At 67.6% G+C, this 25204-nt stretch carries 27 protein-coding genes; 15 read left to right on the plus strand and 12 right to left on the minus strand.

Annotation, left to right across the window (positions count from 1 at the left end; translation table 11 throughout):
- Positions 1-74 precede the first annotated feature (74 nt).
- Complete coding sequence (locus Cte04_RS08750) at positions 75-911, plus strand: YecA/YgfB family protein (RefSeq protein ID WP_066475536.1); 837 nt, start codon at positions 75-77, stop codon at positions 909-911.
- A 163-nt stretch (positions 912-1074) separates the two neighbouring features.
- Positions 1075-1392, plus strand: coding sequence for a type II toxin-antitoxin system RelB family anti-toxin (locus Cte04_RS08755; RefSeq protein ID WP_066476156.1), 318 nt, complete (start codon positions 1075-1077; stop codon positions 1390-1392).
- On the opposite strand, the gene Cte04_RS08760 is transcribed toward Cte04_RS08755, so the two are convergent.
- The 6 genes from Cte04_RS08760 to Cte04_RS08785 all read right to left on the minus strand — a co-directional run bounded on the left by Cte04_RS08760 (position 1393) and on the right by Cte04_RS08785 (position 6306).
- Positions 1393-1884, minus strand: coding sequence for a CinA family protein (locus tag Cte04_RS08760; protein ID WP_066475543.1), 492 nt, complete (start codon positions 1882-1884; stop codon positions 1393-1395).
- Between the two features lie 17 nt (positions 1885-1901).
- Positions 1902-2378, minus strand: a complete 477-nt coding sequence (locus Cte04_RS08765; RefSeq protein WP_370671027.1) for a phosphatidylglycerophosphatase A family protein — start codon at positions 2376-2378, stop codon at positions 1902-1904.
- A gap of 118 nt (positions 2379-2496) precedes the next feature.
- On the minus strand, positions 2497-3417 hold the full coding sequence (locus tag Cte04_RS08770) for a bestrophin family protein (RefSeq protein ID WP_066475549.1): 921 nt from the start codon (positions 3415-3417) through the stop codon (positions 2497-2499).
- Complete coding sequence (thiL, locus tag Cte04_RS08775; RefSeq protein ID WP_066475552.1) at positions 3418-4398, minus strand: thiamine-phosphate kinase; 981 nt, start codon at positions 4396-4398, stop codon at positions 3418-3420.
- Positions 4399-4410: 12 nt separating this feature from the next.
- Positions 4411-5349: a ketopantoate reductase family protein gene (locus tag Cte04_RS08780; protein ID WP_066475554.1), complete on the minus strand. Its 939-nt coding sequence runs from the start codon at positions 5347-5349 to the stop codon at positions 4411-4413.
- 39 nt (positions 5350-5388) lie between these two features.
- Positions 5389-6306 carry a LysR family transcriptional regulator gene (locus Cte04_RS08785; protein ID WP_066475556.1) on the minus strand — a complete coding sequence of 306 codons (918 nt, stop codon included), beginning with the start codon at positions 6304-6306 and terminating at the stop codon, positions 5389-5391.
- 70 nt (positions 6307-6376) lie between these two features.
- Here Cte04_RS08785 and Cte04_RS08790 point away from each other — a divergent pair, with 70 nt between their 5' ends.
- Genes Cte04_RS08790 through Cte04_RS08800 form a run of 3 tightly spaced genes read left to right on the plus strand, consistent with a single transcriptional unit; the run spans position 6377 to position 9139 of the window.
- Entirely contained in the window at positions 6377-7759 is a 1383-nt protein-coding gene (locus Cte04_RS08790; RefSeq protein WP_066475558.1) for an acyclic terpene utilization AtuA family protein, read from the plus strand.
- Positions 7756-8121: an AtuA-related protein gene (locus tag Cte04_RS08795; protein WP_066475560.1), complete on the plus strand. Its 366-nt coding sequence runs from the start codon at positions 7756-7758 to the stop codon at positions 8119-8121. The genes Cte04_RS08790 and Cte04_RS08795 overlap by 4 nt, the downstream gene beginning before the upstream one ends.
- Before the next feature lie 37 nt (positions 8122-8158).
- Positions 8159-9139, plus strand: coding sequence for a Bug family tripartite tricarboxylate transporter substrate binding protein (locus Cte04_RS08800; protein WP_066475562.1), 981 nt, complete (start codon positions 8159-8161; stop codon positions 9137-9139).
- A 20-nt stretch (positions 9140-9159) separates the two neighbouring features.
- On the opposite strand, the gene Cte04_RS08805 is transcribed toward Cte04_RS08800, so the two are convergent.
- From Cte04_RS08805 to apaG, 4 genes are all read right to left on the minus strand, one after another.
- Positions 9160-10284, minus strand: coding sequence for a YbdK family carboxylate-amine ligase (locus Cte04_RS08805; protein ID WP_066475563.1), 1125 nt, complete (start codon positions 10282-10284; stop codon positions 9160-9162).
- On the minus strand, positions 10274-11572 hold the full coding sequence (locus Cte04_RS08810; protein WP_066475564.1) for a cation:proton antiporter: 1299 nt from the start codon (positions 11570-11572) through the stop codon (positions 10274-10276). Before Cte04_RS08810 ends, Cte04_RS08805 begins: the two co-directional genes overlap by 11 nt.
- 208 nt (positions 11573-11780) lie before the next feature.
- The gene (gene tlpB, locus Cte04_RS08815; protein WP_066475566.1) at positions 11781-13745 is read right to left on the minus strand and encodes a transporter-like protein TlpB; all 1965 of its coding nucleotides are present in this window, start codon (positions 13743-13745) and stop codon (positions 11781-11783) included.
- A gap of 70 nt (positions 13746-13815) precedes the next feature.
- Positions 13816-14223, minus strand: coding sequence for a Co2+/Mg2+ efflux facilitator ApaG/CorD (gene apaG / locus Cte04_RS08820; protein ID WP_066475569.1), 408 nt, complete (start codon positions 14221-14223; stop codon positions 13816-13818).
- A gap of 31 nt (positions 14224-14254) precedes the next feature.
- On the opposite strand from apaG, the gene rpe reads away from it, so the two are divergent.
- The 3 genes from rpe to speE all read left to right on the plus strand — a co-directional run bounded on the left by rpe (position 14255) and on the right by speE (position 17139).
- A complete protein-coding gene (gene rpe, locus Cte04_RS08825) occupies positions 14255-14938 on the plus strand; it encodes a ribulose-phosphate 3-epimerase (protein ID WP_066475571.1) in 684 nt (227 codons plus the stop codon).
- 108 nt (positions 14939-15046) lie between these two features.
- On the plus strand, positions 15047-15730 hold the full coding sequence (locus Cte04_RS08830; RefSeq protein WP_066475572.1) for a phosphoglycolate phosphatase: 684 nt from the start codon (positions 15047-15049) through the stop codon (positions 15728-15730).
- 125 nt (positions 15731-15855) lie between these two features.
- Positions 15856-17139: a polyamine aminopropyltransferase gene (speE, locus tag Cte04_RS08835; protein ID WP_066475573.1), complete on the plus strand. Its 1284-nt coding sequence runs from the start codon at positions 15856-15858 to the stop codon at positions 17137-17139.
- A gap of 24 nt (positions 17140-17163) precedes the next feature.
- Here speE and Cte04_RS08840 read toward each other — a convergent pair whose 3' ends face one another.
- Positions 17164-17793 carry a chalcone isomerase family protein gene (locus Cte04_RS08840; RefSeq protein WP_370671023.1) on the minus strand — a complete coding sequence of 210 codons (630 nt, stop codon included), beginning with the start codon at positions 17791-17793 and terminating at the stop codon, positions 17164-17166.
- Positions 17794-18227: 434 nt separating this feature from the next.
- On the opposite strand from Cte04_RS08840, the gene trpE reads away from it, so the two are divergent.
- From trpE to Cte04_RS08875, 7 genes are all read left to right on the plus strand, one after another.
- Positions 18228-19727, plus strand: a complete 1500-nt coding sequence (trpE, locus tag Cte04_RS08845) for an anthranilate synthase component I (RefSeq protein WP_066475574.1) — start codon at positions 18228-18230, stop codon at positions 19725-19727.
- Positions 19724-20080, plus strand: coding sequence for a chorismate mutase (locus Cte04_RS08850; protein WP_066475577.1), 357 nt, complete (start codon positions 19724-19726; stop codon positions 20078-20080). The genes trpE and Cte04_RS08850 overlap by 4 nt, the downstream gene beginning before the upstream one ends.
- Complete coding sequence (locus Cte04_RS08855) at positions 20077-20661, plus strand: aminodeoxychorismate/anthranilate synthase component II (protein WP_066475579.1); 585 nt, start codon at positions 20077-20079, stop codon at positions 20659-20661. The genes Cte04_RS08850 and Cte04_RS08855 overlap by 4 nt, the downstream gene beginning before the upstream one ends.
- A gap of 127 nt (positions 20662-20788) precedes the next feature.
- Positions 20789-21832, plus strand: a complete 1044-nt coding sequence (gene trpD / locus Cte04_RS08860; RefSeq protein ID WP_066475580.1) for an anthranilate phosphoribosyltransferase — start codon at positions 20789-20791, stop codon at positions 21830-21832.
- A 30-nt stretch (positions 21833-21862) separates the two neighbouring features.
- Complete coding sequence (locus tag Cte04_RS08865; protein ID WP_066475581.1) at positions 21863-22465, plus strand: hypothetical protein; 603 nt, start codon at positions 21863-21865, stop codon at positions 22463-22465.
- A 23-nt stretch (positions 22466-22488) separates the two neighbouring features.
- Positions 22489-23289, plus strand: a complete 801-nt coding sequence (gene trpC / locus Cte04_RS08870) for an indole-3-glycerol phosphate synthase TrpC (RefSeq protein WP_066475583.1) — start codon at positions 22489-22491, stop codon at positions 23287-23289.
- Between the two features lie 31 nt (positions 23290-23320).
- Positions 23321-24064, plus strand: coding sequence for a uracil-DNA glycosylase (locus Cte04_RS08875; protein ID WP_066475585.1), 744 nt, complete (start codon positions 23321-23323; stop codon positions 24062-24064).
- A gap of 82 nt (positions 24065-24146) precedes the next feature.
- Here the strand turns inward: Cte04_RS08875 and Cte04_RS08880 are convergent, their stop codons facing one another.
- Positions 24147-25037: a Wzz/FepE/Etk N-terminal domain-containing protein gene (locus Cte04_RS08880; RefSeq protein WP_066475588.1), complete on the minus strand. Its 891-nt coding sequence runs from the start codon at positions 25035-25037 to the stop codon at positions 24147-24149.
- Positions 25038-25204 lie beyond the last annotated feature (167 nt).

The raw sequence follows: 25204 nt of genomic DNA on the forward strand, positions 1-25204 counted from the left end.
GCAGCGCCCCATCTTCGGCCCTGCGCCTGCTCTGTTGTTGGAGACGGACGCCGGACCATCATAAAAGCCTTCCTATGCAAGACAAAGCCACCCCCGATACCGAACTGCAAGCCGGCCTGGAACCCGCGCTTAACGCCGACCGCCTCGAAGAGCTGGACGATCTGCTCGACGACCTGCGCACGCGCGGCGAGGAAATCCCCCAGTGGGAGTTCTGCGACGGTTTCCTGACCGCCCTGGTCTGCACGCGCCGTCCCATTGGTCCGGAGGAATACCTGCCCATGCTGCTGGGCGATGGCGCCTCGCTCGAAGTCGCGCCCGGTGCGGCCCTGCCCAAGCTGGAAGTCTTCAAGGACGAAGCCCAGCAGGCGCGCTTCCTGGAGCTGTTCGAGCTGCGCATGGCCGAGGCCCGAGCCCAGCTGGACGCCGACGTGAAGTCGCTGGAGGACGAGCGCGCCTTCCACCCCGAAGCCATGGACACGCGGGGCGCCATCCTGAGCCTGCCCGAAGAAGAGCGCGCCGAGGTCGAGGATGGCGAGATCCCCTCGTTCGGCCAGATCTGGGCGCTGGGCTTCATGTTCGTCGTGGAGAACTGGGCCGAGGAGTGGGCTGCGCCGCGCGACAAGGAGGCCGCCCAGTGGCTGGACGAAGCGCTGGACGCCATCGTGGCCCTGACCGAGGACGATACCGGCACGCCCACGATCTGCATGTACGACGAGGACGGCCCCGCCTCGACCAGCGAAGAGCGCGTCAACGCCTTCGGCGAAGCCATCTGGGCACTGTACGACCTGCGCCGCATCTGGAAGAGCATGGGCCCGCGCCAGGAAACCATCGTCAAGGGCGAGCAGCCCGGCCGCAACGACCCCTGCCCCTGCGGCAGCGGCAAGAAGTTCAAGAAGTGCCACGGAGGATGATATAGCCACCCCCTGAGCGGCTGCGCCGCTCCCCCTGGAAGGGGCGGCGTGCAACGGGACGACCTCCTCGCTGCCAGGCGGCCCCTGCTCGATGTCTCTGGCCTGGTGCGCGCGAGTTCGGGCGCCCAGCTCGGTTCCATTTCTGTTGGCAGATACGCAGACCATGAAGCATATTGGTGAGCGCATACGCGCGCGCCGCCATGCGCTGGCCATGAGCCAGGCGCGGCTGGCCGAGGCGGCGGGCATCACGGCCTCGGCCGTGTCGCAGATCGAATCGGGCGCCATCCGCACGCTCAGGAACGACACCCTGGCGCGTGTGGCGCTGGCGCTGCAGACCACGGCGCTGGAGCTGACGGCAGGGCTGGAGAGCGAGTCGGCGGCCTTGCCCGCAGATGAACTGCGGCTGCTGGAAAGCTACCGCCAGCTCGATGCGCCGCTCAAGGACATTGCGCTCAAGCTCGTCAGGGCCTTGAAGTCCTAGTCACGCCATCAGCTGCAGCAGTCTGTGCAGCGCATGCCGCACGGTGGCTTGCCGTACCTGGGCTCGGTCGCCGTCGAAGCGCAGGCACTCGGCATGCGTTTGCGGACTGTCCCCCTCTAGATGCCAGCCGAACCAGACCGTGCCCACGGGCTTGGCCTCGCTGCCGCCGCCAGGGCCGGCCACGCCGGTCACGGCCACGCCGCAGCGTGCGCCCGAATGCGCCACGGCGCCGCTGGCCATGGCACGGGCCACGGGCTCGCTGACGGCGCCGTGCGCGGCGATCAGTGCCTGGGGCACGCCCAGCATGTCCTGCTTGGCCTCGTTGGAGTAGGTCACGAAGCCGCGGTCGAACCAGTTGCTGGAGCCGGCCAGGTCGGTGCAGGCCGCGGCAATCATGCCGCCTGTGCAGCTTTCGGCCGTGGCCAGCATCCAGCCTTTTTCCATCAGGCGTTCGGCCAGCTGTTCTACCAATTGGGGAGTGGTCGTGGACATGGATGCAGTTTTCCGGGTCAGTGGGTGAAGTGCTTCCAGAGCGCCATGACCAGCAGGGCGCAGAAGGCGGCTACCAGGTCGTCGAACATGATGCCCCAGCCGCCGCGCGGGCCGAAGCCCTTGAACAGCCGGTCGGCCCATTGGACGGGCTGCGGCTTGACCGCGTCGAAGAAGCGAAACAGCGCAAACGCCGCGCACTGGCCCCAGAAACCCATGGGCATGGCCAGCCACAGCACGATCCAGAAGGCCACGATCTCATCCCACACCACATGGCCGGGGTCGGCCACGCGCATGTGCCGTGCCGTGACCGTGCAGGCCCACCAGCCCACGGGGATGCCGGCGGCGATGAGCCAGCCGATCTGCGCCTTGTCCAGCCACAGTTGCAGCACCAGGTAGGCCACCCAGGCCCATAGCGTGCCCACGGTGCCGGGTGCGATGCGCGGCAGGCCCGAGCCGAAACCGATGGCGATCAGATGGGCCGGGTGGCGCAGCATGAAGGCCACCGAGGGATGCGCGATGGGTGCGTCCTGTGGCGCTTTTATATGGATAGCGTCTGGCGCGGCATGCATGGGCGCTTGCGGCAGGTCTTGCGATATGTTGTCGGTCATGGCGTCAGGTCAGCAGGTCGGCGACGGGCATGGGCAGCGGCGGCAGGTCCGTCTCGCCCAGCGCCTCGCGCAGATTGATCTCGATCACGTCGGCCATGGCCGCGATCGCCAGGCCGTTGGGGTGCAGGTGGAAGGGCTCTTCGAGTTCCTCGCCCAGCGCGTCGAGCCCGAAGAAGGTATAGGCGATCAGCGTGGTGGCGAACGGCGTGGCCCAGCCCAGCGAATCGACAAAGCCGAAGGGCAGCAGAAAGCAGAACAGATAGGCCGTGCGGTGCATCAGCAGCGTGTAGCCGAAGGGCACGGGCGTGTTGCGGATGCGCTCGCAGGCCGCCAGCACCAGCGACATGCGGCCCACGGTGGCGTCCAGCAGGCTGTATTCGATGTCGCTGATGCGGCCTTGCCGGCGCAGCTGCGCCAGCCGGGCCCCGATGTGGCGCAGCACCAGATCGGGCGCGTTGCGGCTGTCCGGTAATTGCTGCTGCAGCGCGGGCGGCAGCCAGGCCGCGGCGTTGCCGCGCGGATTGGCAGAGCGCAGGTGATCGACGAGCAGGTGCGTGAAGCCCACGCCCAGCTGCAGCAGTTCGCGCCGCGGCTGCGCGCCGTCCGGCAGATCTTCCAGCAGCTGGGTCTGGCGGGCGAAGTCGCGCATGGTGTAGAGCAGCTGGCCCCAGTCCTTGCGTGCCTCCCACCAGCGGTCGTAGCTGGCGTTGTTGCGAAAACCCAGGAAGATCGACAGCGTGATGCCCAGCAGCGAGAACGGTGCGCTGGGCATGGCCGGCACCGAGCCTGGGTAGGCGCGGTGCAGTGTGATCACGAGGCAGGACAGCGCAAACAGCAGCAGGAGCTGAGGGTAGATCCTCACGATCACCGAGCCGCGCACGATGAGGAACAGGCGCAGCAGGGAGGGGCGGTCGCGGACGATCACTCAGATGCTCCCGAAATGGTCGAACGAGGCGTAGCGCGCGGCCAGCGGCTGTCCGTTGCCGTCCACCACGCGCAGGCCGGGCGTGCCCTCCACCGTGCCGATGCGCGTGACCGGCACGCCGGCACGCCGGGCGGCCTCCTGCACGGCTTCGCGGCGGGATGCCGGTGCCGTAAACGCCAGCTCGTAATCGTCGCCGCCCGCCAGCGTGCACTGGTGCAGGAGATCTGGCGGCAAAGAGCTGTCGGGGCTTGTAAACAGTGCGCGGGCAGCTATCAATTGCGAAGTGGCTTGCGCATCCAGCGTGGCGCCCACGCCGCTGGCCCGCAGGATATGGCCCAGGTCGCCGGTCAGGCCGTCGCTCACGTCCAGTGCGCTGCTGGCAATGCCGCGCAGCGCAAGGCCCAGGGCCACGCGGGGCGTGGGGCGTTCCAGCCGCCGGCGCGCGGCCTGCAGCGCTTCCAGGGGCAGGGCCACATGGCCCAGCATGGCTTCCAGCGCCAGGCGCGCATCGCCCAGCGTGCCGCTGGCATAGATGTCGTCGCCCGGCCGGGCGCCGCTGCGCAGCAGGGCCTGGCCCGCAGGCACTTCGCCGAACACGGTGATGCAGATGTTGAGCGGGCCTTGCGTGGTGTCGCCGCCTATCAGCTCGCAGCCATGCGCATCGGCCAGCGCCAGCAGGCCCTGGGCAAAGCCGCCGACCCAGGCCTCGTCGGCCCTGGGCAGGGCCAGGGCCAGCGTGAAGGCCAGCGGCCTGGCGCCACAGGCGGCCAGGTCGCTGAGGTTCACTGCCAGCGCCTTGTGGCCCAGCGCGGCGGGGTCGACATCGGCAAAGAAGTGGCGGCCTTCGACCAGCATGTCGCTGGAGATGGCCAGCTGCATGCCGGGCCGGGGCGCGAGCAGCGCGCAATCGTCGCCCACGCCCAGGGCGGCATGGTGCACGGGGCGCTGGAAAAAGCGGCGGATCAGGTCGAATTCACCCACGGTAGGTTCTTTTCAGTCGTGTGAGGGCTGGTGCTGCACCAGGTGGACCAGCGTATGCAGCACGCGGTTGGCCGGCGTGGGAATGCCGTGAGCGGCGCCGCGGCGCACGATGTGGCCGTTGAGGTGGTCGATCTCCGTGCCGCGGCCGCGCATCAGGTCCTGGGCGGTGGACGAGTATTGTGCGGGCATGCTGCGCGCCAGGCCGTGCACGGCCTCGCGTATCTTCGGCTCCGAAAGCACCACGTTCTCGGCGCGCGCCACGGCCAGGCATTCGCCGACCACGTCGTCCATCACCTGCGCCACGCCAGCCTGCTGCACGAGCGGGCCGTAGGGCTGGCGCGCAATGGCCGAGAGCGCGTTGTAGGCGCAGTTGATGACGAGCTTGGTCCAGAGCGCGGCCTCTGCATCGGCCGAAATCTGCGTGGGCACGCCGGACCTGTTGAGCAGGTCGGCCGCTGCCGCGCTGGCCGGCGCCGGTTCCAGCAGCAGCTCGCCGCGCCCATGGTGTCGCACATGGCCGGGGCCCGCCATTTCCACCGCCACATAGACCACGGCGGCGGCCACGGCCTGGCCGGGCAGGGCCGCGCGCAGGCGGCGCGCGTTGTCCACGCCGTTTTGCAGCGTGACGATCAGGGCGTCCGGAGCGAGGTGGGGACGCAACTGCTCGGCGGCCGCCTCGGTATCGGTGGATTTGACGCTCATCAGCACCAGTTGCGCACCGGCCACGGCAGCCGCGTCGCAGCTGGCTTCGAGGCGTATGCGCTCGTCGAAGCTCTGGGTCTGCAGCCGCAGACCGTCACGCTGCACGGCCTGCACATGCGCGGGCCGGCCGATGAGCACCACGGAGTGCCCCGCGCGCGCCAGCATGCCGCCGTAGTAGCAGCCCACGGCACCGGCGCCCATGATGGCAATGCGTGCGGGGGCGGGAAGATCGGTAGGAGAGGAAGTCATATGCAGTAACCGGGCCGGGACTTGCGCAAGTCGTACAGGCTATTGTGCGGCATCCGCTGGCGCCCCGCCGGTGGTGCGGGGCCGGTGCTCCAGTGCCAGCGCATGAAAGGCCTGGGCGGCCGGCGACAGGCTGCGGTGGCGCCTGCGCACCAGATACAGGTCGCGTCGGCGGTGGGCATCGGCCAGCGGCCGGGTCACGAGATCGGGCTGGCCGAAGTGGAACAGGGCCAGTGCCGGCACCACGCTGATGCCCAGGCCCGCGCGCACCATGCCCATCACCGTGGCCAGATGTTCGACTTCGAGCAGGGTGTCGAGCGCGGGCGCTGCGGCCTGGGATTCGAGGTACTGGCGCACGCTGCTGTGGCGCGCCAGCTGGATGAAGGGGTAGGGCTGCAGATCGGCCATGCGCGGCGCCGCCAGCGCGGCCAGCGGATGGCCGGCACGGCACACTAGGTGCAACTGGTCGGCGCAGAACCACTCGGCCTGCAGTTCCTCGGTGTCGGCGCGTATGGCGGCCAGCGCCAGGTCCGCCTGGCCCGAGGCCACCTGGGCGATGCAGGGCTCGGACAGCAGGTCCGACACCTGCAGCTGTATGCCCGGATGGCGTGCATGGAACAGCGCCAGCACGGGCGGCAGCCAGGCCGCAGCCAGCGAAGGCAGCAGGGCGATGGACACGCGCCCGCGCTGCAGGGCCGCCGCCTCACGCAGGCTCTGCACGGCGTCGCCCAGATCGGTGCGTATGCGCTGCGCGGCCTCCAGGAACTGCGCTCCTTCCGGAGTCAGCGCCACATGGCGCGTGCTGCGGTCGAACAGGCGCACGCCCACGCCGTCCTCCAGGCCCTTGATCAAGGCGCTGAAAGCCGGCTGCGACAGATGGCAGCGCCGGGCTGCCAGCGTGAAATTGCTGAGCCGCGCCAAAGTGATGAAGGCGTCGAGCTGCCGCGAAGAAATATTCATCTGGAATTTGGATGAGTCGATATGAACAATCGATTTCACAGATTAACAGGCGTTGCCTACATTGGCTCCCATGCAGAACCTGGAAAAACCTCCATTGCGGGTGGGATGCGCGGCCGGCTTCTCGGGCGACCGCACCGACGCGGCCGCGCCCGTGGTACGGGCCCTGGCGGCCAGCGGCCAGCCCGCCTGCCTGATTTTCGAGACCCTGGCCGAGCGCACGCTGGCCCTGGCCCAGCTTGCGCGCCGCGAGCAACCCGATGCCGGCTACGAGCCGCTGCTCGAAGAATTGCTGCAGCCCGTGCTGGCCGACTGCCTGGCGCACGGCATACGCATCGTGAGCAATTTCGGCGCAGCCAACCCGCAGGGGGCGGCGCGCTGCATCGCCGGGCTGGCCAGGCGCCTGGGCCTGCGCGCGCCGCGCATCGCCGTCGTGCATGGCGACGATGTCAGCGGCCCGGCGCACCGCGAGGCGCTGCGGTCCGCGCTGGGCAAGGACTTCCCCGAGGAAGCGCTGGTCAGCGCCAATGCCTATATCGGTGCGCGGGCGATCGCCGAGGCCCTGCAAGCCGGCGCCGAGATCGTGGTGGCCGGGCGCGTGTCCGACCCTTCTCTGACCCTGGGGCCTGCCGTGGCGCATTTCGGCTGGGCCTGGGACGACTGGGACCGTCTGGCGCGCGCAACCATGGCTGGCCATCTGCTCGAATGCGGGGCCCAGGTCACGGGCGGCTATTTCGCCGATCCCGGCTTCAAGGACGTGCAGGGCCTGGCGCGGCTCGGCTATCCCATTGCCATCATCGACAGCTCGGGCGACTGCACCATCACCAAGCCCGAGGGCACGGGTGGCCTGGTCAGCGAGCGCACGGTCAAGGAACAGCTGCTGTACGAGGTGCACGATCCGGCCGCCTACCTCACGCCCGATGTGGTGGCCGATCTCCGTGACGCCGAGGTGCGCCAGGCGGGGCCCGACGCCGTGCGCCTGAGCGGCGTGCGCGGCCATGCGCACAACGGCCACTACAAGGTCAATGTCTGCCATGCCTCGGGCTGGCTGGCCGAGGGCGAAATCTCCTATGCCGGCCCGCGGGCACTGGAGCGTGTCCGGCTGGCCGGTGACGTGCTGCGCGAACGCCTGGGCGGCGAGGCCGCAGGCGGCCTGCGCCTGGACTGGATAGGCGTGGCCAGCGTGCTGGGCGATGACGCCGGCCGCTGGCGCGAAGCGCTGTCCCCGTCGGTTGGCACGCCCCAGGACGTGCGCCTGCGCGCCGCCTGGTTGCGCCCCACCCGGGCCGAGGCGCAGCGCCTGCCGCGCGAGGTCAATGCGCTCTACACCTGCGGGCCGGCTGGCGGCGGGGGGGTGCGCACGGCGCTGCGCGCGCGGCTGGGCACGGTGTCCTGCCTGCTGCCGCAGCACCGCATTGCCACGGGCTGGAACTGGGCCGGGGAGGACACTGCATGAACAGCACGCCACAGCCAAGCACGGTGCCGCTGTACCGCCTGGCCCACGGACGCACGGGCGACAAGGGCAACCGCTCCAACATCAGCCTGATCGCCTGGAATACCGCCTGCTGGCAGGTGCTGGTGGAGCAGGTCACCGAGCAGCGGGTGGCCGCGCATTTCGCGGCGCGGCAGCCTGCGCGCGTGCAGCGCTTCGTGCTGGAGCGCCTGCAGGCCATGAACTGGGTGCTGGACGAGGTGCTGGACGGCGGCGTCAACGACGCGCTCAACCTCGACAGCCATGGCAAGGCGCTGTCGTACTGGCTGCTGCAGATGCCGGTCGACGTGCCGGCCGCGCTGCTGCCGCATCTGGCGCCTGAATAGCCCCCTCGGACCATTCACCACAACAAAGGAGACAGACATGAACATTTCCCGCCATTTCTCGCGCCGCAACCTGCTGGCGCTGGCCGCCTGCACCGTGGCGGCCACGGCGCCCGCCCTGGCGCAGGACTATCCGTCCAAGCCCATCACCTTTGTCGTGCCGTTTGCGGCCGGCAGTGCCACGGACCAGCTGGCGCGGGCACTGGGCCAGGCCGTGAGCACGGCCAGCCGGCAGCCCGTGGTGGTCGAGAACAAGGGCGGCGCCAGCGGCATGATCGCGGCCCAGCAGGTGGCGCGCTCCGCGCCTGACGGCTACACGGTGCTGATCACCACCAACACCACGCATGCGGCCAACCAGCACCTGTACAAGAAGCTGCCGTATGACGCGGTCAGGGATTTCGCGCCCGTGGCCGGCCTGGGCAAGGGCGGCCAGGTGCTGGTGGTGCGCGCCGATGCGCCGTACAGGAGCGTGGCAGACCTGCTGGCGGCGGCGAAGAAGCAGCCCGGCAAGCTGTCGTTCGGCAGCGGCAGCTCGTCGAGCCGCGTGGCCGGCGAAATGCTCAAGCAGCTGGCCGGCGTGGACCTGATGCACGTGCCCTACAAGAGCAATCCGCTGGCCATCACCGATCTGCTGGGCGGCCAGATCGATCTGATGATCACCGACACCTCGACCGGCGTGCCCCAGATCAAGTCCGGCAAGCTGCGCGCGCTGGCCTATTCGACCACCAGGCGCAGCCCGCAGCTGCCCGATGTGCCCACGCTGGAAGAGGCCGGCGTAAAGGGCTATGACATGGGCTACTGGTTTGCCGCCTATGCGCCGGCCGGCACGCCCCAGGCCGTGGTGGCCAAGCTCAACCGCCTGCTGTCCGACGCCGTGCACAGCCCGGGCGCCCAATCCTTCTTCGAGATGTCGGGCTCCGAGGGCTGGAGCGCGTCGCCCCGGGAGCTGGCGGCCTTCCAGGCGGCCGAAACCCGCAAGTGGGGCCAGGTGATCCAGGCGGCGGGCATACAGCCCGAATAGGCTGCTGTCCCGCGCCCGCCTCAGGCCGCCGTGCCGCGAAAGCGCAGCGATGCCTGGCGCGAAACCTCGGCCAGCAACTGCTCCTCGCGCTGGCGGTCGCGCAGCCAGCGCGCGTCGTTGCTGCCGGCCTGCACGTCGCTGCGCAGCGTCTGCAGCACCTTGGCCGCGCCCAGGCGCTCGGCCTGCGGCGCGATGGCATCCATGGTGCGCGCGATGTGCTCGGCCAGCGGCATGTGCTGGCCCGTGGCCGGGTCCACATAGACGGCCTGCAGGCCGAAGCGGCAGGCCTGGAAGCGGTTGTAGGTGTAGACCAGGTAGTCGTCCTCCTGCGGCGTGAAGGGCTCCGTATCCAGGAACCAGGCTGCCAGCGCCTGCACATAGCCGGCCAGGGCCGCGGCGCGCTCGATGGTCAGCGGCGTGTCGAAGACGCGGACCTCGATGGTGCCGAACTCGGGCTTGGGGCGGATGTCCCAATAGAAGTCCTTCATGCTCTTGACCACGCCCGTGGCCGTCATCTTCTCGAAGTACTGCTCGAACTCGGACCAGCGCAGCACGCAGGGCGCGCGGCCCGACAGCGGGAAGGCGAACACTGAATTCAGCCGCGCCGAGTCGAAGGCCGTGTCCTGCGACTGCACGAAGGGGCTGGAAGCCGACAGCGCGATGAAGTGCGGGATGTAGCGCGACATGCGGTGCAGCATGACCAGTGCCGCATCGGCGCTCGGGCAGCCGATGTGCACATGCTGGCCGAAGATGGTGAACTGCTTGCTCAGATAGCCGTACAGCGCCGACAGCTCCTGGAAGCGCGGCTTGTCGTAGATGCGCTGCTGGTGCCACAGCTGGAACGGATGCGTGCCGCCGCCGGCCACGGCGATGTTGAGCTTGTCCGCGCTGCGCACCAGGGCGTCGCGCGTCTGCGCGAGCTGGGCATGGACCTCGGAGGCGCTGTGGCAGACATCGGTCGAGATCTCGATCATGCTGCTGGTCATCTCGGGCACCACGCTGCCGGGCACGGATTCCTTGTGCATCAGGCGCAGCATGTCGGGCGCGTAAGGGGCCAGGTTGTAGTCGTGGCTGCTGAGCAATTGCAGCTCCAGCTCCACACCCAGCGTCAGCGGCGAAGAATCGTGGAATGGCTCAAGCGGCATGGCGGTCCTCCGAGGTGTCGGGCATCAGCGGTGCGGGCGCGGTCTGGCTGGGCGTGCCGGTTTCGTGGCGTATCTCGCGCCAGCCGGCGCCTTCGCCGGCGCGGTGCAGCGCCCAGGTGGCAACGGCCGATCCGGCCAGCTCCAGCAGCAGGATGACGGGCAGGGCAATGCCCGCGATCAGGGGGCCGGCCTGGGGCATGGCCAGCACATACTGCGAGGTGATCAGCAGGGCCACGGCCGACATGGGCGTCATCGCGCAGGCTACCCAGATCGACTGGCGCCAGCTCGTACCCGAGCCCAGGTTGCCCAGCGTCACGCCCACGGTCTTGGCCAGCAGGCGCGCGCCCACCAGGGCCAGCACGGCCAGCACCACGGTGCCGCCCCAGGATGCCGTGGCTGCCACGCCCGAGACCAGCACGAACATCAGCATGGTCAGCAACGTCGAGGCCGTGCCCATCTGGCGCGGCCAGGCCCAGGGGCGCGGGTGCAGGTGCTTGAGCAGCAGCCCGCCGAGCAGGGCGGACAGCGGGGCAGAGCCGCCGAGGTGGGACGAGACAGCCGTGGTGGCCGCGATCAGTGCCAGCATCAGAATGGACGTGTTCTCGCTGGTCGGGCTCATGATGCGCAGCGACAGGCGCATCAGCAGGCCCAGCAGCACGGCCATGGCCGCGGAGACGCCGAGCACCACCATGATCGAGGCCAGCGTGCCCAGCAGCGATGCCTCGGGCCGCGCCACCGATTGCGCCTGTGCGCTGCCCAGCGTCAGCATGTACAGCGTGGACAGGGTGGCCAGCACCATGGCCCGGTCGGTCACGGGGCCGGCCGCATGCATGTCCTCGGCCACGCGGCGCAGCAGCACGGGCGAGGAGGCCATCGCGATGATGGCCAGGGGGGCAGCGATCTTGGCATCCAGCTGGATCAGGCGCAGCAGCAGATAGACCGCCGTGAAGCTGAGTGCGGACTCCAGAATGCTCTGCACCAGCACCATGGGGTTGTGGCGGAACCAGCGCAGCGTGATGCGGCCGCCGCATTCGAACAGCACCACCGAGGCGCCCAGCTCCACGAGGAACAGCACGGCGCCCTGCAGCGGCCATTGCACGCCCGAAAAGCCCAGGAAGCCGGCCAGCGCGCCCACGAGCGAATAGCCGACGACCTTGGGCATGCCCATGTGCCGCTGGCACAGGTAGCCCGCGATCGAGGCCAGTGCCAGCAAGATGGCCCAGTGCACGGCTGCGAGCCCCGCCGAGGGGCGCAGCCACTGTGACCAGAGATTCAGGATGTCGTTCATAGGCTCTCCTTTGCTCTGTCGTGGCGCGGCGGCGCGCAGGCGCTCCGCCGCAAAGATTGCCCCGTCCCTGGCAACGCCTGGCGTTTGCCGCGCAGATCCCGCTGAGGGCGGGCCCGGCGGCAGGCCGGGGGAAGGCCTGGGATCGGGGCCAGGGGGCGGAGGCAAGTACCGCTCCCGGATCGTGAAGTCTGGCTGTGTGGCGCAGGCCCTATGGCCAGAAGAAACTCAGTGGCGAACGCCACATGCGCCGTCGGATGGCCGCATAAATGCGCGACCGGTCCACGCCGCTGACGTTGTGCGCGCGCAGCGCCACGCGGAATGCGAGGTAGAAGCTCACGCCAACATTCAGTGCTGCGTTAAAGGGTAGCATGGCCACGGCCCACCAGAAAATGTGGGTATGCAGCGCCTCCCAGCCCAGCGTGGCCGCGGCCACGCCGATCTGCCCGGTGGACAGTGTGACGTGGCGCACCTCCAGGCCGAGGCCGAAAAAGCCGGCGAATGCGGGCACCAGCCCCAGCATCAGGCCCAGGGAGATATTGGAGGCCAGGCCCGAGATGTTCTTGCGCAGGAACAGCGCCCAGCGGTTGGCGCGCGTGCTGCCCAGGGCGCGCGTGATGGCGGGGTTGAAGCGGATCACGGAATCGATGCGCCGCAGCACGAACCAGTTTTCCACGCCGCCGGCGATCAGGCTGCTGACGAACAGCAGCACGCCCGTGAAGGCCGCAAACAGCACCGAGGGACCGAGCAGGCTCAGCGAGCTGAGCACGCCCACGGCATGGGGCCCGTCCAGCGGCGCATGGCCGGCGAGCCGGGCAAAGCCCAGCGACAGCAGCAGGGCGGCGGGGCCCACCACCAGCACGTTGCCGAAGATGGCCGCCACTTGCGAGCGCACGAGGTGGGCAACCTCGTCCACGAACGCGGTGATTGATTCCTCGTTCTGCAGGTCCTTGAGCTTGGCCGCCATGGCGGGCGCCGTCATGGCCGGCTGCTTGGTGGCCACCGTGAAGTGCAGCATCTGGATCAGCACGAAGCTGATGGCGTAGTTCAGGCCCGCCGCCAGGCCCGACCAGAACACCGACAGGCCCAGCGCATACAGCGCGAACTTGGCCAGCGTGGTGAAGGCCATCACCAGGCCGCCGCCTGCTGCCTTGGCCAGCATGCGGCGGTATTCGGAGCCGTCGCGCGTGATGTAGTGCTCGCCGGTCTCGGCGCTGCGCTCGGCCACCTTGGCGGCCAGCAGCGAGGTATTGGTGGACAGCAGGGCGCGCACGCTGCGCCGCTCTATGCCCACGGAGACCAGGTTGGCCAGCAGCTCCGAAGTCTCGTAGGCTCGGTTGGCGGCCAGCAGGCAGTCGAGCAGGCGCCTCACGCGCAGAATGCGCGCGCGCAGCTGGCGCAGGCGGAACACCAGACCCACGGAAATGCCCTCGGCCTCGAAGTAGGAATAGACCGAGGCCACGGCAGCGCGGCACGCATCCAGCCGCTCGCGCAGCCGGGCCGCGGCGGCGTCGCGCCGGTCGTTGGTGCGCAGCGGCAGCAGCACCTCCACGCGCAGATTCTCCACATCGTGGATCAGCGCATGAAAGGGCTTTTCCTCGCGGTCCTTCTCGCTCATGCGCAGGCGCAGCTCGGGCGCAAAGCCGCTGGACAGGATCTGCCCTGCGCAATAGGTGATGGCATCCAGCAGGCTGGTTTCCCAGAAGCTGACGGTGTTTTCCTCATGGGGCGCGATCAGCGCGGCGATGCGCTGCATCAGCTCGGCGTCCACGGCATGCAGCCAGCGCGCGTCGAATTCATCGGGCAGGGCGAGCATGAAGAGTTCCGAGGCGTCCACCGTCTCGGGCGTGCTGGGCAGCAGCTTGTAGCGCATGCGCTCGGCCACCTCGCTCATCATGGCCGTGCGCGGCGCAAAACCGAAGTCGGCCAGCAGCGCCGTGATGTCCACCGTGGAGATCAGCTTGAGCCACCAGGCCTGCAGCCGTGCGCGCGCCTCGGGGCGCGCCTCGAAGGCCTCGACCACGGTGCGCACGCGCTCCACGGCCAGGTCGGTCGACGGCTTGGGCGCGCGTATCCATTCGAACAGGTGGATGAGCCACAGATGCCGCTGGGCCAGGTCCGCTTCGGGGTTGAGCTGGGCGATCAGGCCTTCCAGGTCGAGAGTGGTTCGCTTCATGCGCGGTGAGTAAGGGGTGCGCCGTGGCGGCCGCCGGAAAAGGAAAAGATCGGGTGGGAGGCGGTGCTCATCAATGCAGCACGCGCTTTTCGGGTGTGGGCATGAGGTCGCCGGAGCCGTCCATCTGCAGCACGAACAGCGGAATCTCGCAGCTGAAGATTTCACCTTCATGATTCACGCACAGGTACGTGCCCTGCATGGTGCCGGTGGGCGTGCGCAGCTGGCAGCCGCTGGTGTACTCGAACGATTCGCCCGGCTGCAGCAGCGGCTGGCGCCCCACCACACCCAGGCCCTTGACCTCTTCCACATGGCCCAGTTCGTTGGTGATGATCCAGTGCCGCGCGATCAGCTGCGCAGGCACGTCCCCCGCATTGGTGACGGTGATGGTGTAGGAAAACACATAGACGCCAGCGGCCGGCGCCGATTGCTCGGGCAGGTAGGCGGGCTGGACTTGGACCAGAAACTCGTTCATCGGCATGGTGCAATGGTAACTGCGACAATCCTGCCCCATGAGCCCCACCTACCGTATTGCCCCCTCCATCCTGTCAGCCGACTTCGCCCGTTTGGGTGAAGAGGTGCGCAATGTCATCGCCGCCGGCGCCGACTGGATCCACTTCGACGTGATGGACAACCACTACGTGCCGAACCTGACCTTCGGCCCCATGGTCTGCCAGGCCCTGAAGCCCCATGCCGTGACGCCCGACGGCCGGCCCGTGCCCATCGACGTGCATCTGATGATCCAGCCTGTGGACGAACTGGCCACGGCATTCGCCAAGGCGGGGGCCGACTACATCAGCTTCCACCCCGATGCCTCGGCCCACGTGCACCGCAGCATCCAGAACATCAAGGCCCACGGCTGCAAGGCCGGCCTGACCTTCAATCCCGCCATGCCGCTGGACGTGCTGGACTGGGTGATCGAGGACCTCGACCTGATCCTGCTGATGAGCGTGAACCCGGGCTTCGGCGGCCAGAGCTTCATCGACAGCACGCTGCGCAAGATCGAGGCCGTGCGCAAGCGCATCGAGGCCTGCGGCAAGGACATCCGCCTGGAAGTGGACGGCGGCATCAAGGAGAGCAATATCCGCGCCGTGGCCGATGCCGGCGCCGACACCTTCGTGGCCGGCAGCGCCATCTTCGGCAGGCCCGACTACAAGGCCGTGATCAACGCCATGCGCGCCAACCTGGCCGGTTGACCGGGCCTTGCGCGCGGGAGCCTGCAGGCCAGGAGCTTGCAGGATTTCTAGTGTTTTTGGCGCTTGGCGCTCTGCCATCAAGCGCTGATAGCTATTGAATTGATAGTCATGCAACTGAACCTGCCCGCTTCCAGCCAGGCTCTGGAACTCGACGCCGTGATGGTGGACCTGGACGGCACCATGGTGAACACGCTGGGCGATTTCGCCGAGGCGCTCAACCGCATGCTGGCCGACCTGCAGCTGCCGCCGATCGCACCACAGGCCATCGAACACATGGTGGGCAAGGGCTCAGAACACCTGATCCGCTCCGTGCTCGCGCATGTGGGCGCCCAGGACGTGGAAGGTGCGTATCCGCGGGCCTGGCAGCGCTACGAGCACCACTACCTGGCCATCAACGGCCAGTTCGCAGACGTTTACCCGGGCGTGCGCGAAGGCCTGGAGGCGCTCAAGGCACGCGGGCTGCGCCTGGCCTGCCTGACCAACAAGCCGCTGTCCTTCACCCGGCCGCTGCTGGCGGCCAAGGGCCTGGACGGTTTCTTCGATCAGGTGTTCGGCGGCGACTCCTTCGAGCGCAAGAAGCCCGATCCCATGCCTTTGCTCAAGACCTGCGAGGCCCTGGGCAGCCAGCCGGCACGTACGCTGATGGTCGGGGATTCGAGCAACGATGCCCAGGCCGCCCAGGCCGCAGGCTGCCCCGTGGTGCTCATGACCTACGGCTACAACCATGGCCAGCCCATCACGGCCGTGGCGGCGCAGGCGCATCTGGACAGCCTGGCGCAGCTTGCGGGGTGATAGGGATTTTTGTCCGCATTTCTGGCAGGAAAAGGTGCGGATAGGCCTGTTTGCTAGAGTCGTCGGCTTTGTGTCGTCAGCGCCGGACCCGGGTCCGGCGTGGAACAAAGGAGGACTCACGCGACATGCACGGACTGCACCTGACCGCCGATCTTTACCAATGCTCGGGCCACGAGCGCTACATGCTCGATGCCGACGCCATCGCCCGGCTGTGCCGCGAGCAGACGCAGGCTTCGGGCCTGACCTTGGTGGATGACAAGTGGGTCAAGTTCCCGCCCTATGACGGGCAGCCCGGAGGCGTGACCGGCACGGTGCTGCTGGCCGAGTCGCATCTGGCCATCCATACCTGGCCCGAGACCGGCAGCGTCACCATCGACGTCTATGTGTGCAACTTCTCGGCCGACAACTCCAGCAAGGCCCGGGCCCTGATGGAGGGCGTTATTGCCTCCTACGCGCCGGCCCGCGCGGTGCGTCAGCAACTGATGCGCGGCGATATCGGCCTGGCCGCGGCCCGCCCGCCTGAAATGGCGGCATGCGTGCCCGCTGCCGCGGCAGATGCTGCGCCGCAATGGGCCATGGAGCAGCTGGCGCCGCATGCGCGCTTCGGCTACGAGGCCGTGGCCTGCGAAACCCGGCAGACGGCCTACCAGCAGCTGGAGCTCCTGCACACGCCGCAGTTCGGCAAGGTGCTGCGCCTGGACCGGCGCTTCATGACCTCGGAAGGCGAGGAGTTCTTCTATCACGAGGCGCTGGTGCACCCGGCCGCCACGGCGCATGCCGCGCCGCGCAAGGCGTTGATCCTCGGCGGCGGCGACGGCGGTGCGGCCGAGGAGCTGCTCAAGCACGGGCTGGAGCGGGTGGTGCTGGCCGAGCTCGACGAGGCCGTGGTGCAGTGCGCGCGCCAGCACCTGCAGGCCGTGCACCGCGGCGCCCTCGACGATGCGCGCGTGCAGATCTGCATCGGCGACGGCATGGCACTGGTCGACCGTACCGAGGAGCGCTTTGATCTGGTGCTCATGGACCTGACCGATCCCGATACGCCGGCCGAAAGCCTTTATGCGCCGGCCGCGCTGCAGCGCATGAAGCGTGTGCTGGAGCCGGATGGCGCGCTGGTGCTGCACCTGGGCAGCCCGGTATTCCACGGCCCGCAGGTGGCCGCTCTGACGCGCCGCCTGCGCACGCAGTTTGCGGTGGTGCGCTGCTACGGCCTGTACATCCCCTTGTATGGGGCCTACTGGGGGCTGGCCGTGGCTTCGGACAGCCTGGACCCCACGGCGCTGACGGCGCAGCAGGCGGCCGATCGGCTCCAGCAGCGCCGGGTGGGCGATCTGCAGTACTACAACGCGCAAGTGCATGGCGCGCTGTTCGCCCTGCCCGGCTATTACCGCGATCTGCTGAACGCGGAGTGATCCGCGGCGGCCTGCGCTGCCGTGTCAGGAGGCCTCGCCGAGCAATGCCTTCTTGAGCTGCTCGTCGGCCGGATGCGGGCCCAGCCAGATGCCCAGCAGGGCCTGGAAGAACTCCGGCTCCTTGAACGGCTCGCCTTGAGGCTGGCCCTTGACGGTGACCTGCGTGCCGTGGCGGGGAATCCAGTCGACGGTGAAGGTCTCGCCGGCCAGCAGCTTCTTGTGATCGGTGAAGATCTGGCTCATGCGCAGCACGCCCGGCACCAGCTTGGAAAAGGCCGCGCGCTCCATGTTGTCCTCCATGCCGCGCGAAAACAGCTTGCCCAGTTCGGACGAGTCGATGTCGCGCAGCATGGTCACGCTCATGCGCTTGGGGCCGGGCAGGGCTGCGATCTCCTGCAGGCTGCGGGCCGGCTTTTCCAGGTACAGGCCGGCGGTATAGACCTTGAAGACGGCCTTGTAGCGGGTGCCCGCGCCGTTGAGCCGCAGCTTCTGGCCACCGACCTCGGCGTGCGGCTCGTAGCGCACGCCATGCAGCGTCTGCACGGCCGCGTTGGCGTTGTCGGCGGCCCGGACCATGGCCGGTGCCGCGGCGGCCAGGAGCCCGGCCAGCGTGGCGGCCGCCCAGGCAGCGCGGCAGGGGGGGGGGATGGGCATGCTGTCTCCTCCATTCTTGTGCCGGACCTGCGCCGCATCCGGTGCGTGACCGGTGAAACTGTTTTGCGCAGGCCGTGGCTGTTTTGCGTGCGGCGCATGATGGCGTCGGGGCCGGCACGCAGCAATACGGGTTGTTCCGGGGAGCGGGGCTGCGGGTCCTTGGGTGGTGCCACAGGGATGCGCTACACTTGCGCGCATCATGTTCATTCACCGTACGTTCATTACAGGTTGTGGAGACCGGGGAGCCTGGCCCTGGCGCAAGCCTGCCCACATGAACCGCTGAACGCACTCCGGCACGAGCCCGGCGTGCACCCGAGGCCCGTCCCGGGCCAATTGGAATGAACCGGCGCATTACCAGCACAGCAAGCGTCACCTGCGTTTTCCGAAAGCATTCGTGCAGGTGAGTGATGCGCCATGTATCCCGGAGCTGTCCCGTGATCACGGAACTGGAATTCAAATCTCTCGCGGCCCAAGGCTATAACCGCATCCCGCTGCTGATCGAGGCCTTTGCCGACCTCGAAACACCGCTTTCCCTCTACCTCAAGCTCGCCCATGCCAACGGCGACGGCAAGTACAGCTTCCTGCTGGAATCCGTCGTGGGCGGCGAGCGCTTCGGCCGCTACAGCTTCATCGGCCTGCCGGCGCGCAGCTTCGTGCGTGCCAGCGGCTTCGGCGACGAGGCCCGCACCGAGGTCGTGACCGACGGCCAGGTGGTGGAGACGGCCGGCGGCAACCCGCTGGACTTCATCGCCGCCTACCAGAAGCGCTTCAAGGTCGCGCTCACCCCCGGGCTGCCGCGCTTTTGCGGCGGCCTGGCCGGCTATTTCGGCTATGACGCGGTGCGCTACATCGAGAAGAAGCTCGAAAAGTCCTGCCCGCCGGACTCGCTGGGCACGCCGGACATCATGCTGCTGCAGTGCGAGGAGGTGGCCGTCATCGACAACCTGTCGGGCAAGCTCTACCTCATCGTCTACGCCAACCCCGGCGAGCCCGAGGCCTATACGCGCGCCAAGAAGCGGCTGCGCCAGCTCAAGGACCAGCTGCGCTATTCGGTGAGCGCGCCGCAGATCCGTGCCGGCGAAAGCCATCCGGCCCAGCGCAGCTTCGACAAGCAGGACTATCTGGCCGCCGTGCAGCAGGCCAAGGAGCTGATCGCCGCGGGCGACTTCATGCAGGTGCAGGTGGGCCAGCGCATCCACAAGCGCTTCACGGCCTCGCCGCTGTCGCTGTACCGCGCGCTGCGCTCGCTCAATCCCAGCCCCTACATGTACTTCTACCACCTGGGCGACTTCCATGTGGTGGGCGCCAGCCCCGAGATCCTGGTGCGCCAGGAAAACACGCCCGAGGGGCGGAAGATCACCATCCGCCCGCTGGCCGGAACGCGGGCGCGCGGCGCCACGCCCGAGGCCGACAAGGCCACCGAGCAGGAACTGGTGGCCGACCCCAAGGAGCGCGCCGAGCACGTGATGCTGATCGACCTAGCGCGCAACGACATCGGCCGCATCGCGAAGACCGGCTCGGTCAAAGTGACCGAGGCCTTCGCCGTGGAGCGCTACAGCCACGTCATGCACATCGTGAGCAACGTGGAAGGCATCCTGCAGGACGGCATGGACAGCATGGACGTGTTCAAGGCCACCTTCCCCGCGGGCACGCTGACCGGTGCGCCCAAGGTGCATGCCATGGAGATCATCGACCGGCTCGAGCCCACCAAGCGCGGCATCTACGGCGGCGCCTGCGGGTATCTGAGCTTCGCGGGCGACATGGATCTGGCGATTGCCATCCGCACCGGCGTGATCAAGGACGGCACGCTCTACGTGCAGGCCTCGGCCGGCGTGGTGGCCGACTCCGTGCCGGAGCTGGAATGGAAGGAAACCGAGCACAAGGCCCGCGCCCTGCTGCGCGCCGCGGAACTGGTGGAAGAGGGATTGGAATGAGCAAGGCTATCGATCTGGTGCAGCGCTGCACCACCATGGAAGACGTGCGCCGCCAGGTGAACGCGCTGGACGACGTGCTGGTGCCGCTGCTGGTCACGCGCATCGGCTACATGACGCAGGCCGCGCGTATCAAGGGCGATGTGAACCAGGTGCGCGACGAGGCGCGCATCGAGGCCATCGTGCAGCGCGTGCGCGAGCGCACCGAGCAGGAGGGCGGCCAGCCCGATGTGATGGAGGCCGTCTACCGCCAGCTGATGGAGGCCTGCATCGCCTACGAGCACCGCGAATTTGTCCGCCTGCGCGCAGGTTCGCGCGGGCCGGGCTCCGATCAACTCGCCGGAGAGCAAGCATGAAGCTCCTGATGATCGACAACTACGACAGCTTTACCTACAACATCGTCCAGTACTTCGGCGAACTGGGCGCCGACGTGACCGTGGTGCTCAACGACGAGACCACGGTGGCCGAGGTGCAGGCGCTGATCGCGCGCGAAGGCATGGAGCGCCTGGTGATCTCTCCGGGCCCGTGCTCGCCGGCCGAGGCCGGCATCTCGGTGGCCGCGATCCGGCACTTCGCGGGCAAGCTGCCCATCCTGGGTGTCTGCCTGGGCCACCAGAGCATCGGCGCGGCCTTTGGCGGCGACATCATCCGCGCGGGCCAGCAGATGCATGGCAAGACCAGCGTGATCAGCACCGACCAGCGCGGCGTGTTCGCCGGGCTGCCCAAGGAATTCACGGTCAACCGCTACCACTCGCTGGTGATCGACCGCCATACCTTGCCCGAGTGCCTTGCAGTCACGGCCACCAGCGAGGACGGCGAGATCCAGGGCGTGCGCCATCGTGAACTGGCCATCGAGGGCGTGCAGTTCCACCCCGAGAGCATCCTGACCGAGCACGGCCATGCCATGCTCCGGAACTTCCTGGAGCAGAAGGCCTGAAAGGCCTGGTGCCGATACTCATGAATACATAGCGGCTGGCGCTGGATACTTCTGATCTTCAGCATCGATTCATGCTGAAACCAAGAAGATTCACGCGCAAGCTGCTCCTGAATAAAGAGAGATTGCCATGACCCAGATCACTCCCCAGGAAGCGCTGCAACGCACCATCGAGCACCGCGAAATCTTCCACGACGAGATGCTGCACCTGATGCGCATGATCATGCGCGGCGAGCTCTCGCCCGTGATGACGGCGGCCATTCTCACGGGCCTGCGCGTGAAGAAGGAGACCATCGGCGAGATCTCGGCCGCGGCCCAGGTGATGCGCGAGTTCTCCAACAAGGTCAACGTGCACGACAAATCCCATCTGGTGGACATCGTGGGCACGGGCGGCGACGGCGCCAACACCTTCAACATCTCCACCTGCTCCACCTTCGTGATCGCGGCGGCGGGCGGCAAGGTCAGCAAGCACGGCGGGCGCAGCGTCAGCAGCAAGAGCGGCAGCGCCGACGCCATGGAGGCGCTGGGCGTGAATATCAACCTCGGCCCCGCCCACATCGCCGACTGCATACGCGACGTGGGCATAGGCTTCATGTTCGCGCCCAACCACCATCCGGCCATGAAGAACGTGGCGCCCGTGCGCAAGGAACTGGGCGTGCGCACCATCTTCAACATCCTGGGCCCGCTGACCAATCCGGCCGGCGCGCCCAACATCCTCATGGGCGTGTTCCACGAGGACCTGGTCGGCATCCAGGTGCGTGCGCTGCAGCGCCTGGGCGCCGAGCATGCCATCGTGGTCTACGGCCGCGACGGCCTGGACGAGATCAGCCTGGGCGCGGGCACGCTGGTGGGCGAGCTCAAGGACGGCGTGGTGCGCGAATACGAAATCCATCCCGAGGACTTCGGCCTGCGCATGGTGGGCACGCGTGCCTTCAAGGTCGAGAACCCCGAGGAATCCAAGGCCATGCTGCTGGGCGTGCTCGGCGGCGAGCAGGGCCCGGCGCGCGACATCGTCTGCCTGAATGCGGGCGCGGCCCTGTACGCGGCCAATGCGGCCTCCTCCATCGAGGACGGCCTGGAGCGTGCGCAAAAGGCGCTGGACAGCGGCGCGGCCCTGGCCAAGCTGCAGGAGCTGGTGGCGTATACCCAGAACCTGCAAAAGCCCGGTGCCTGAAGGCGCACGGCGTCGCAGCCCCGAGATGCCATGACGGTTCCCGCACGGCAAGCCCTGGAACCCCTGCTGCAGGCGGTGCGCACGCAGCCGCAGTGGCGGCTGCCCGAATTCGTGGAACTGGGCCGCCCGGCCTGGGGCGATGCAATGCGGGGACTGGCCTGGGGCACGGGGACGGTGATCATGCTGTCGTTCCTGGCGTCGGCCGGACCGGCCGAGGCCTTGGTGGCCTCGGCCATCGTGCTTGCCGCATGGCTGGGCCTGCGCCGGTGGCGCGGGCGGCGCAGCGCGCCCCTGGGCGAGGGGCGCCCGGATGGCGGGCGCGGCTGCGTCGTCGAGGTCGCGCAGCGCCGCATCCGCAGCACGGGCCTGGAGCCTTCGGTACAGTGGCTGCTGGAGCCTGCGGCCGAATGGAGCCTGGGCCGCGTGGCCTTCGAGGATCGTCCGCGCCAGTGGCATGGCTGGCGCATCGAGCTGCGCCATGCGCGCAAGGGGCCCGTGGCCGTGCTGTGCACGGTGCTGCACATGAGCCGTGCCGAGCCGGATCTGCTGGCGCTGGATGCGCTGGTGGACGAGATGGCGCAGCGGCTGGAGATCCGCCAGAGCGGCGAGCGCTGCGTGCCTGCACGCCGTTGAAGAATTCAAGAGAAAGAAACCGTATGTCTGACATTCTGAAAAAAATCTGCGACGTCAAGGTCCAGGAAGTGGCGGCCGCCAAGAAGCGCATGCCCCTGGAGGACATGCGCCGGGACGCGGAAAGCCGCGTGCTCACGCGCGACTTCGTGGGCGCGCTGCGCGCCAGGATCGCGGCCGGCCAGGCCGGCGTGATCGCCGAGGTGAAGAAGGCCAGCCCCAGCAAGGGCGTGATCCGCGCCGACTTCATTCCCGCCGACATCGCCCAGAGCTATGCCATGGGCGATGGCGAGGTCAGCGCCGCTTGCCTATCCGTGCTCACCGACAAGCAGTTCTTCCAGGGCAGCATCGACTACCTCAAGCAGGCGCGCGCCAGCTGCCTGCTGCCCGTGCTGCGCAAGGACTTCATGGTCGATCCCTACCAGATCTACGAGTCGCGCGCCATCGGAGCCGACTGCGTGCTGCTGATCGCCGCCTGCCTGGAGGACGCGCAGATGGCCGAGATGGAGCAGATCGCGATGAGCCTGGACATGGCCGTGCTGGTGGAAGTGCATGACGCCCAGGAACTGGAGCGTGCATTGAAGCTCAAGACGCCGCTGGTGGGCATCAACAACCGCAATCTTCGCAACTTCGAGGTCCGCATCGAGACCACGCTGGAGCTGCAAAAAAGCGTGCCCGTCGACCGCCTGCTGGTCACCGAGTCGGGCATCCTGACCCGGGACGACGTCAAGACCCTGCGCGACGCGGGCGTCAACGCCTTCCTCGTGGGCGAGGCCTTCATGCGCGCCGAGGAACCGGGCGAGGCGCTGGCGCGGCTATTTCGCTGATCCTGCTGCCAGAACGCGCGAAAATTGCCGCATGAACACCATCAACGATTCCCAGCCTTCGCCTTCCTCGACACCTGCCGCAACGCAGCTGATGTCGGCCGATCCGGCCGATTGGCCGGTGGCGCCGGGCTGGAAACCGTTGATCGATGAATTCTTTGCAGGGCCTGCCGGTCAGCGTCTGCTGGCCTTTCTGCGGCAGCGCCTGGATGCCGGCGCCGTGATCTTTCCGCCCCAGCCGCTGCGCGCGCTGGATCTCACGCCGCCCGAAGAGGTGCGGGTGGTCATCCTGGGCCAGGACCCCTACCATGGGCGCGGACAGGCCGAAGGCCTGGCATTCTCGGTGGCGCCCGGCGTGCGCCTGCCGCCTTCGCTGCAGAACATCTTCAAGGAAATGCAGCGTGACCTGGGCGTGCCCTTTCCCCCCTTCCCGAATCCCGGCGGCAGCCTGGTTAAATGGGCAAAGAACGGCGTGCTGCTGCTCAACACCTGCCTCACGGTGGAAGAGGGCCAGGCCGCCAGCCATTCGGGCAAGGGCTGGGAAGTGCTGACCGACGCCGTGATCCGCCATGTGGCCGAAGGCGAGCGACCCGTGGTCTTCATGCTCTGGGGCTCGCATGCCCAGTCCAAGCGGGCCCTGATTCCCCGCGACAAGGGCCATCTGGTATTGACGAGCAACCATCCCTCGCCGCTGTCTGCGCTGCGCCCGCCGGTGCCCTTCATCGGCAACGGCCACTTCGGAAAGGCCAGGGAATTCCGGCAGCAGCACGGGTATTGAGTTGCTGTGATTGCTGTTGAGTCTGGCGCGCAATAAAAAAGCTCGCGGCAACAAGCGCGGGCTTTCTAAGGTTCAGTCTGGCTCAGGCGCCAAACGGCAGTGCACGACGGATGCGGGCGATCTTCTCGGCCTGCTCCGGCGAACTCTCCTGGGCATTGCGCATGGCCTGGCGCACAAAGACAAAGACCAGCAACACAAAGCCTGTGAAGACTGCCGCCCCGATGGCAATCATGGGTTTCTTGGGCTTGATTTCCTGCTCGGGCAAGGTGGGCTGCTGCACCACGTCGCCAGAGGTCAGGCCTTCCAGGCGCATCTCAAGCTCCGAAATGGTTCTTTGGCGTGCGCTGTTGGCTGCCAGCAACTCGCCATAAAGGCGGCTGGTGGCTTCCGAAACGGGCTTGCCCGAGGCGAGCAACGCGGCAGTCTGCAGTTCCAGGGTGGAAGCTTCTGCAAACCGCTTTTTCTCACCGGTCAGCTGTATCTCGAGCTGCTTTTTCTCCAGCCCTTTGGGTTGGGTTAATGGATACAGGGTTTCCAGCAGCGTTGTATTGAGCTTCTGGGCGGCTTCAGGGCTTCGGGCTTGTGTTGCCAAGGTGAGCAGCTTGTCCTGCTTGCCTACGGTGGCCGAAATGCGTTTGCTGAGCCGTTTGCGGATTTCTTCAGCTGTCAGATCGCTGTCCAGGCCCGCCGCCGGTGCAACTTTCTGCAGTACATCTGCAGACAGAACCATGCTGGCCACCACGGGTGCGGACAGGGCGGAGCCGGGGCGCTCCACCGTCAGCGTGGAAGTGCTGACATAAGTCTTGGGCAACGCAAAGCTGGCTGCAAAAGCGCCAAGTCCCACGACAATAGGCCCTAAGATGAGCAGCTTCCAATGCTCTGCCAGAGTGACGAGCAGGTCGAGTAGGTCAATTGCTTCTTCGCCCCTGATGGCCTGTTCTGAGGAATCCAGAAGGTTATTTGTGGTCTGCATCTTTAAAATCTATCACCAATCAGGTGTAGAAAGATGCATCAATTGCTGCTATATGCAAACTGACCGCAGGCTTCTTTGGTTATGGCAATTCCTGGATGGCCTATATGTCACGGTTGTTGGCTTTGTGACGACGTCTGCTGATTTTGTACTGCCTCAATAGGTATTTG

This window comes from Comamonas terrae (assembly GCF_001544075.1).
Lineage (GTDB): Bacteria > Pseudomonadota > Gammaproteobacteria > Burkholderiales > Burkholderiaceae_C > Comamonas > Comamonas terrae.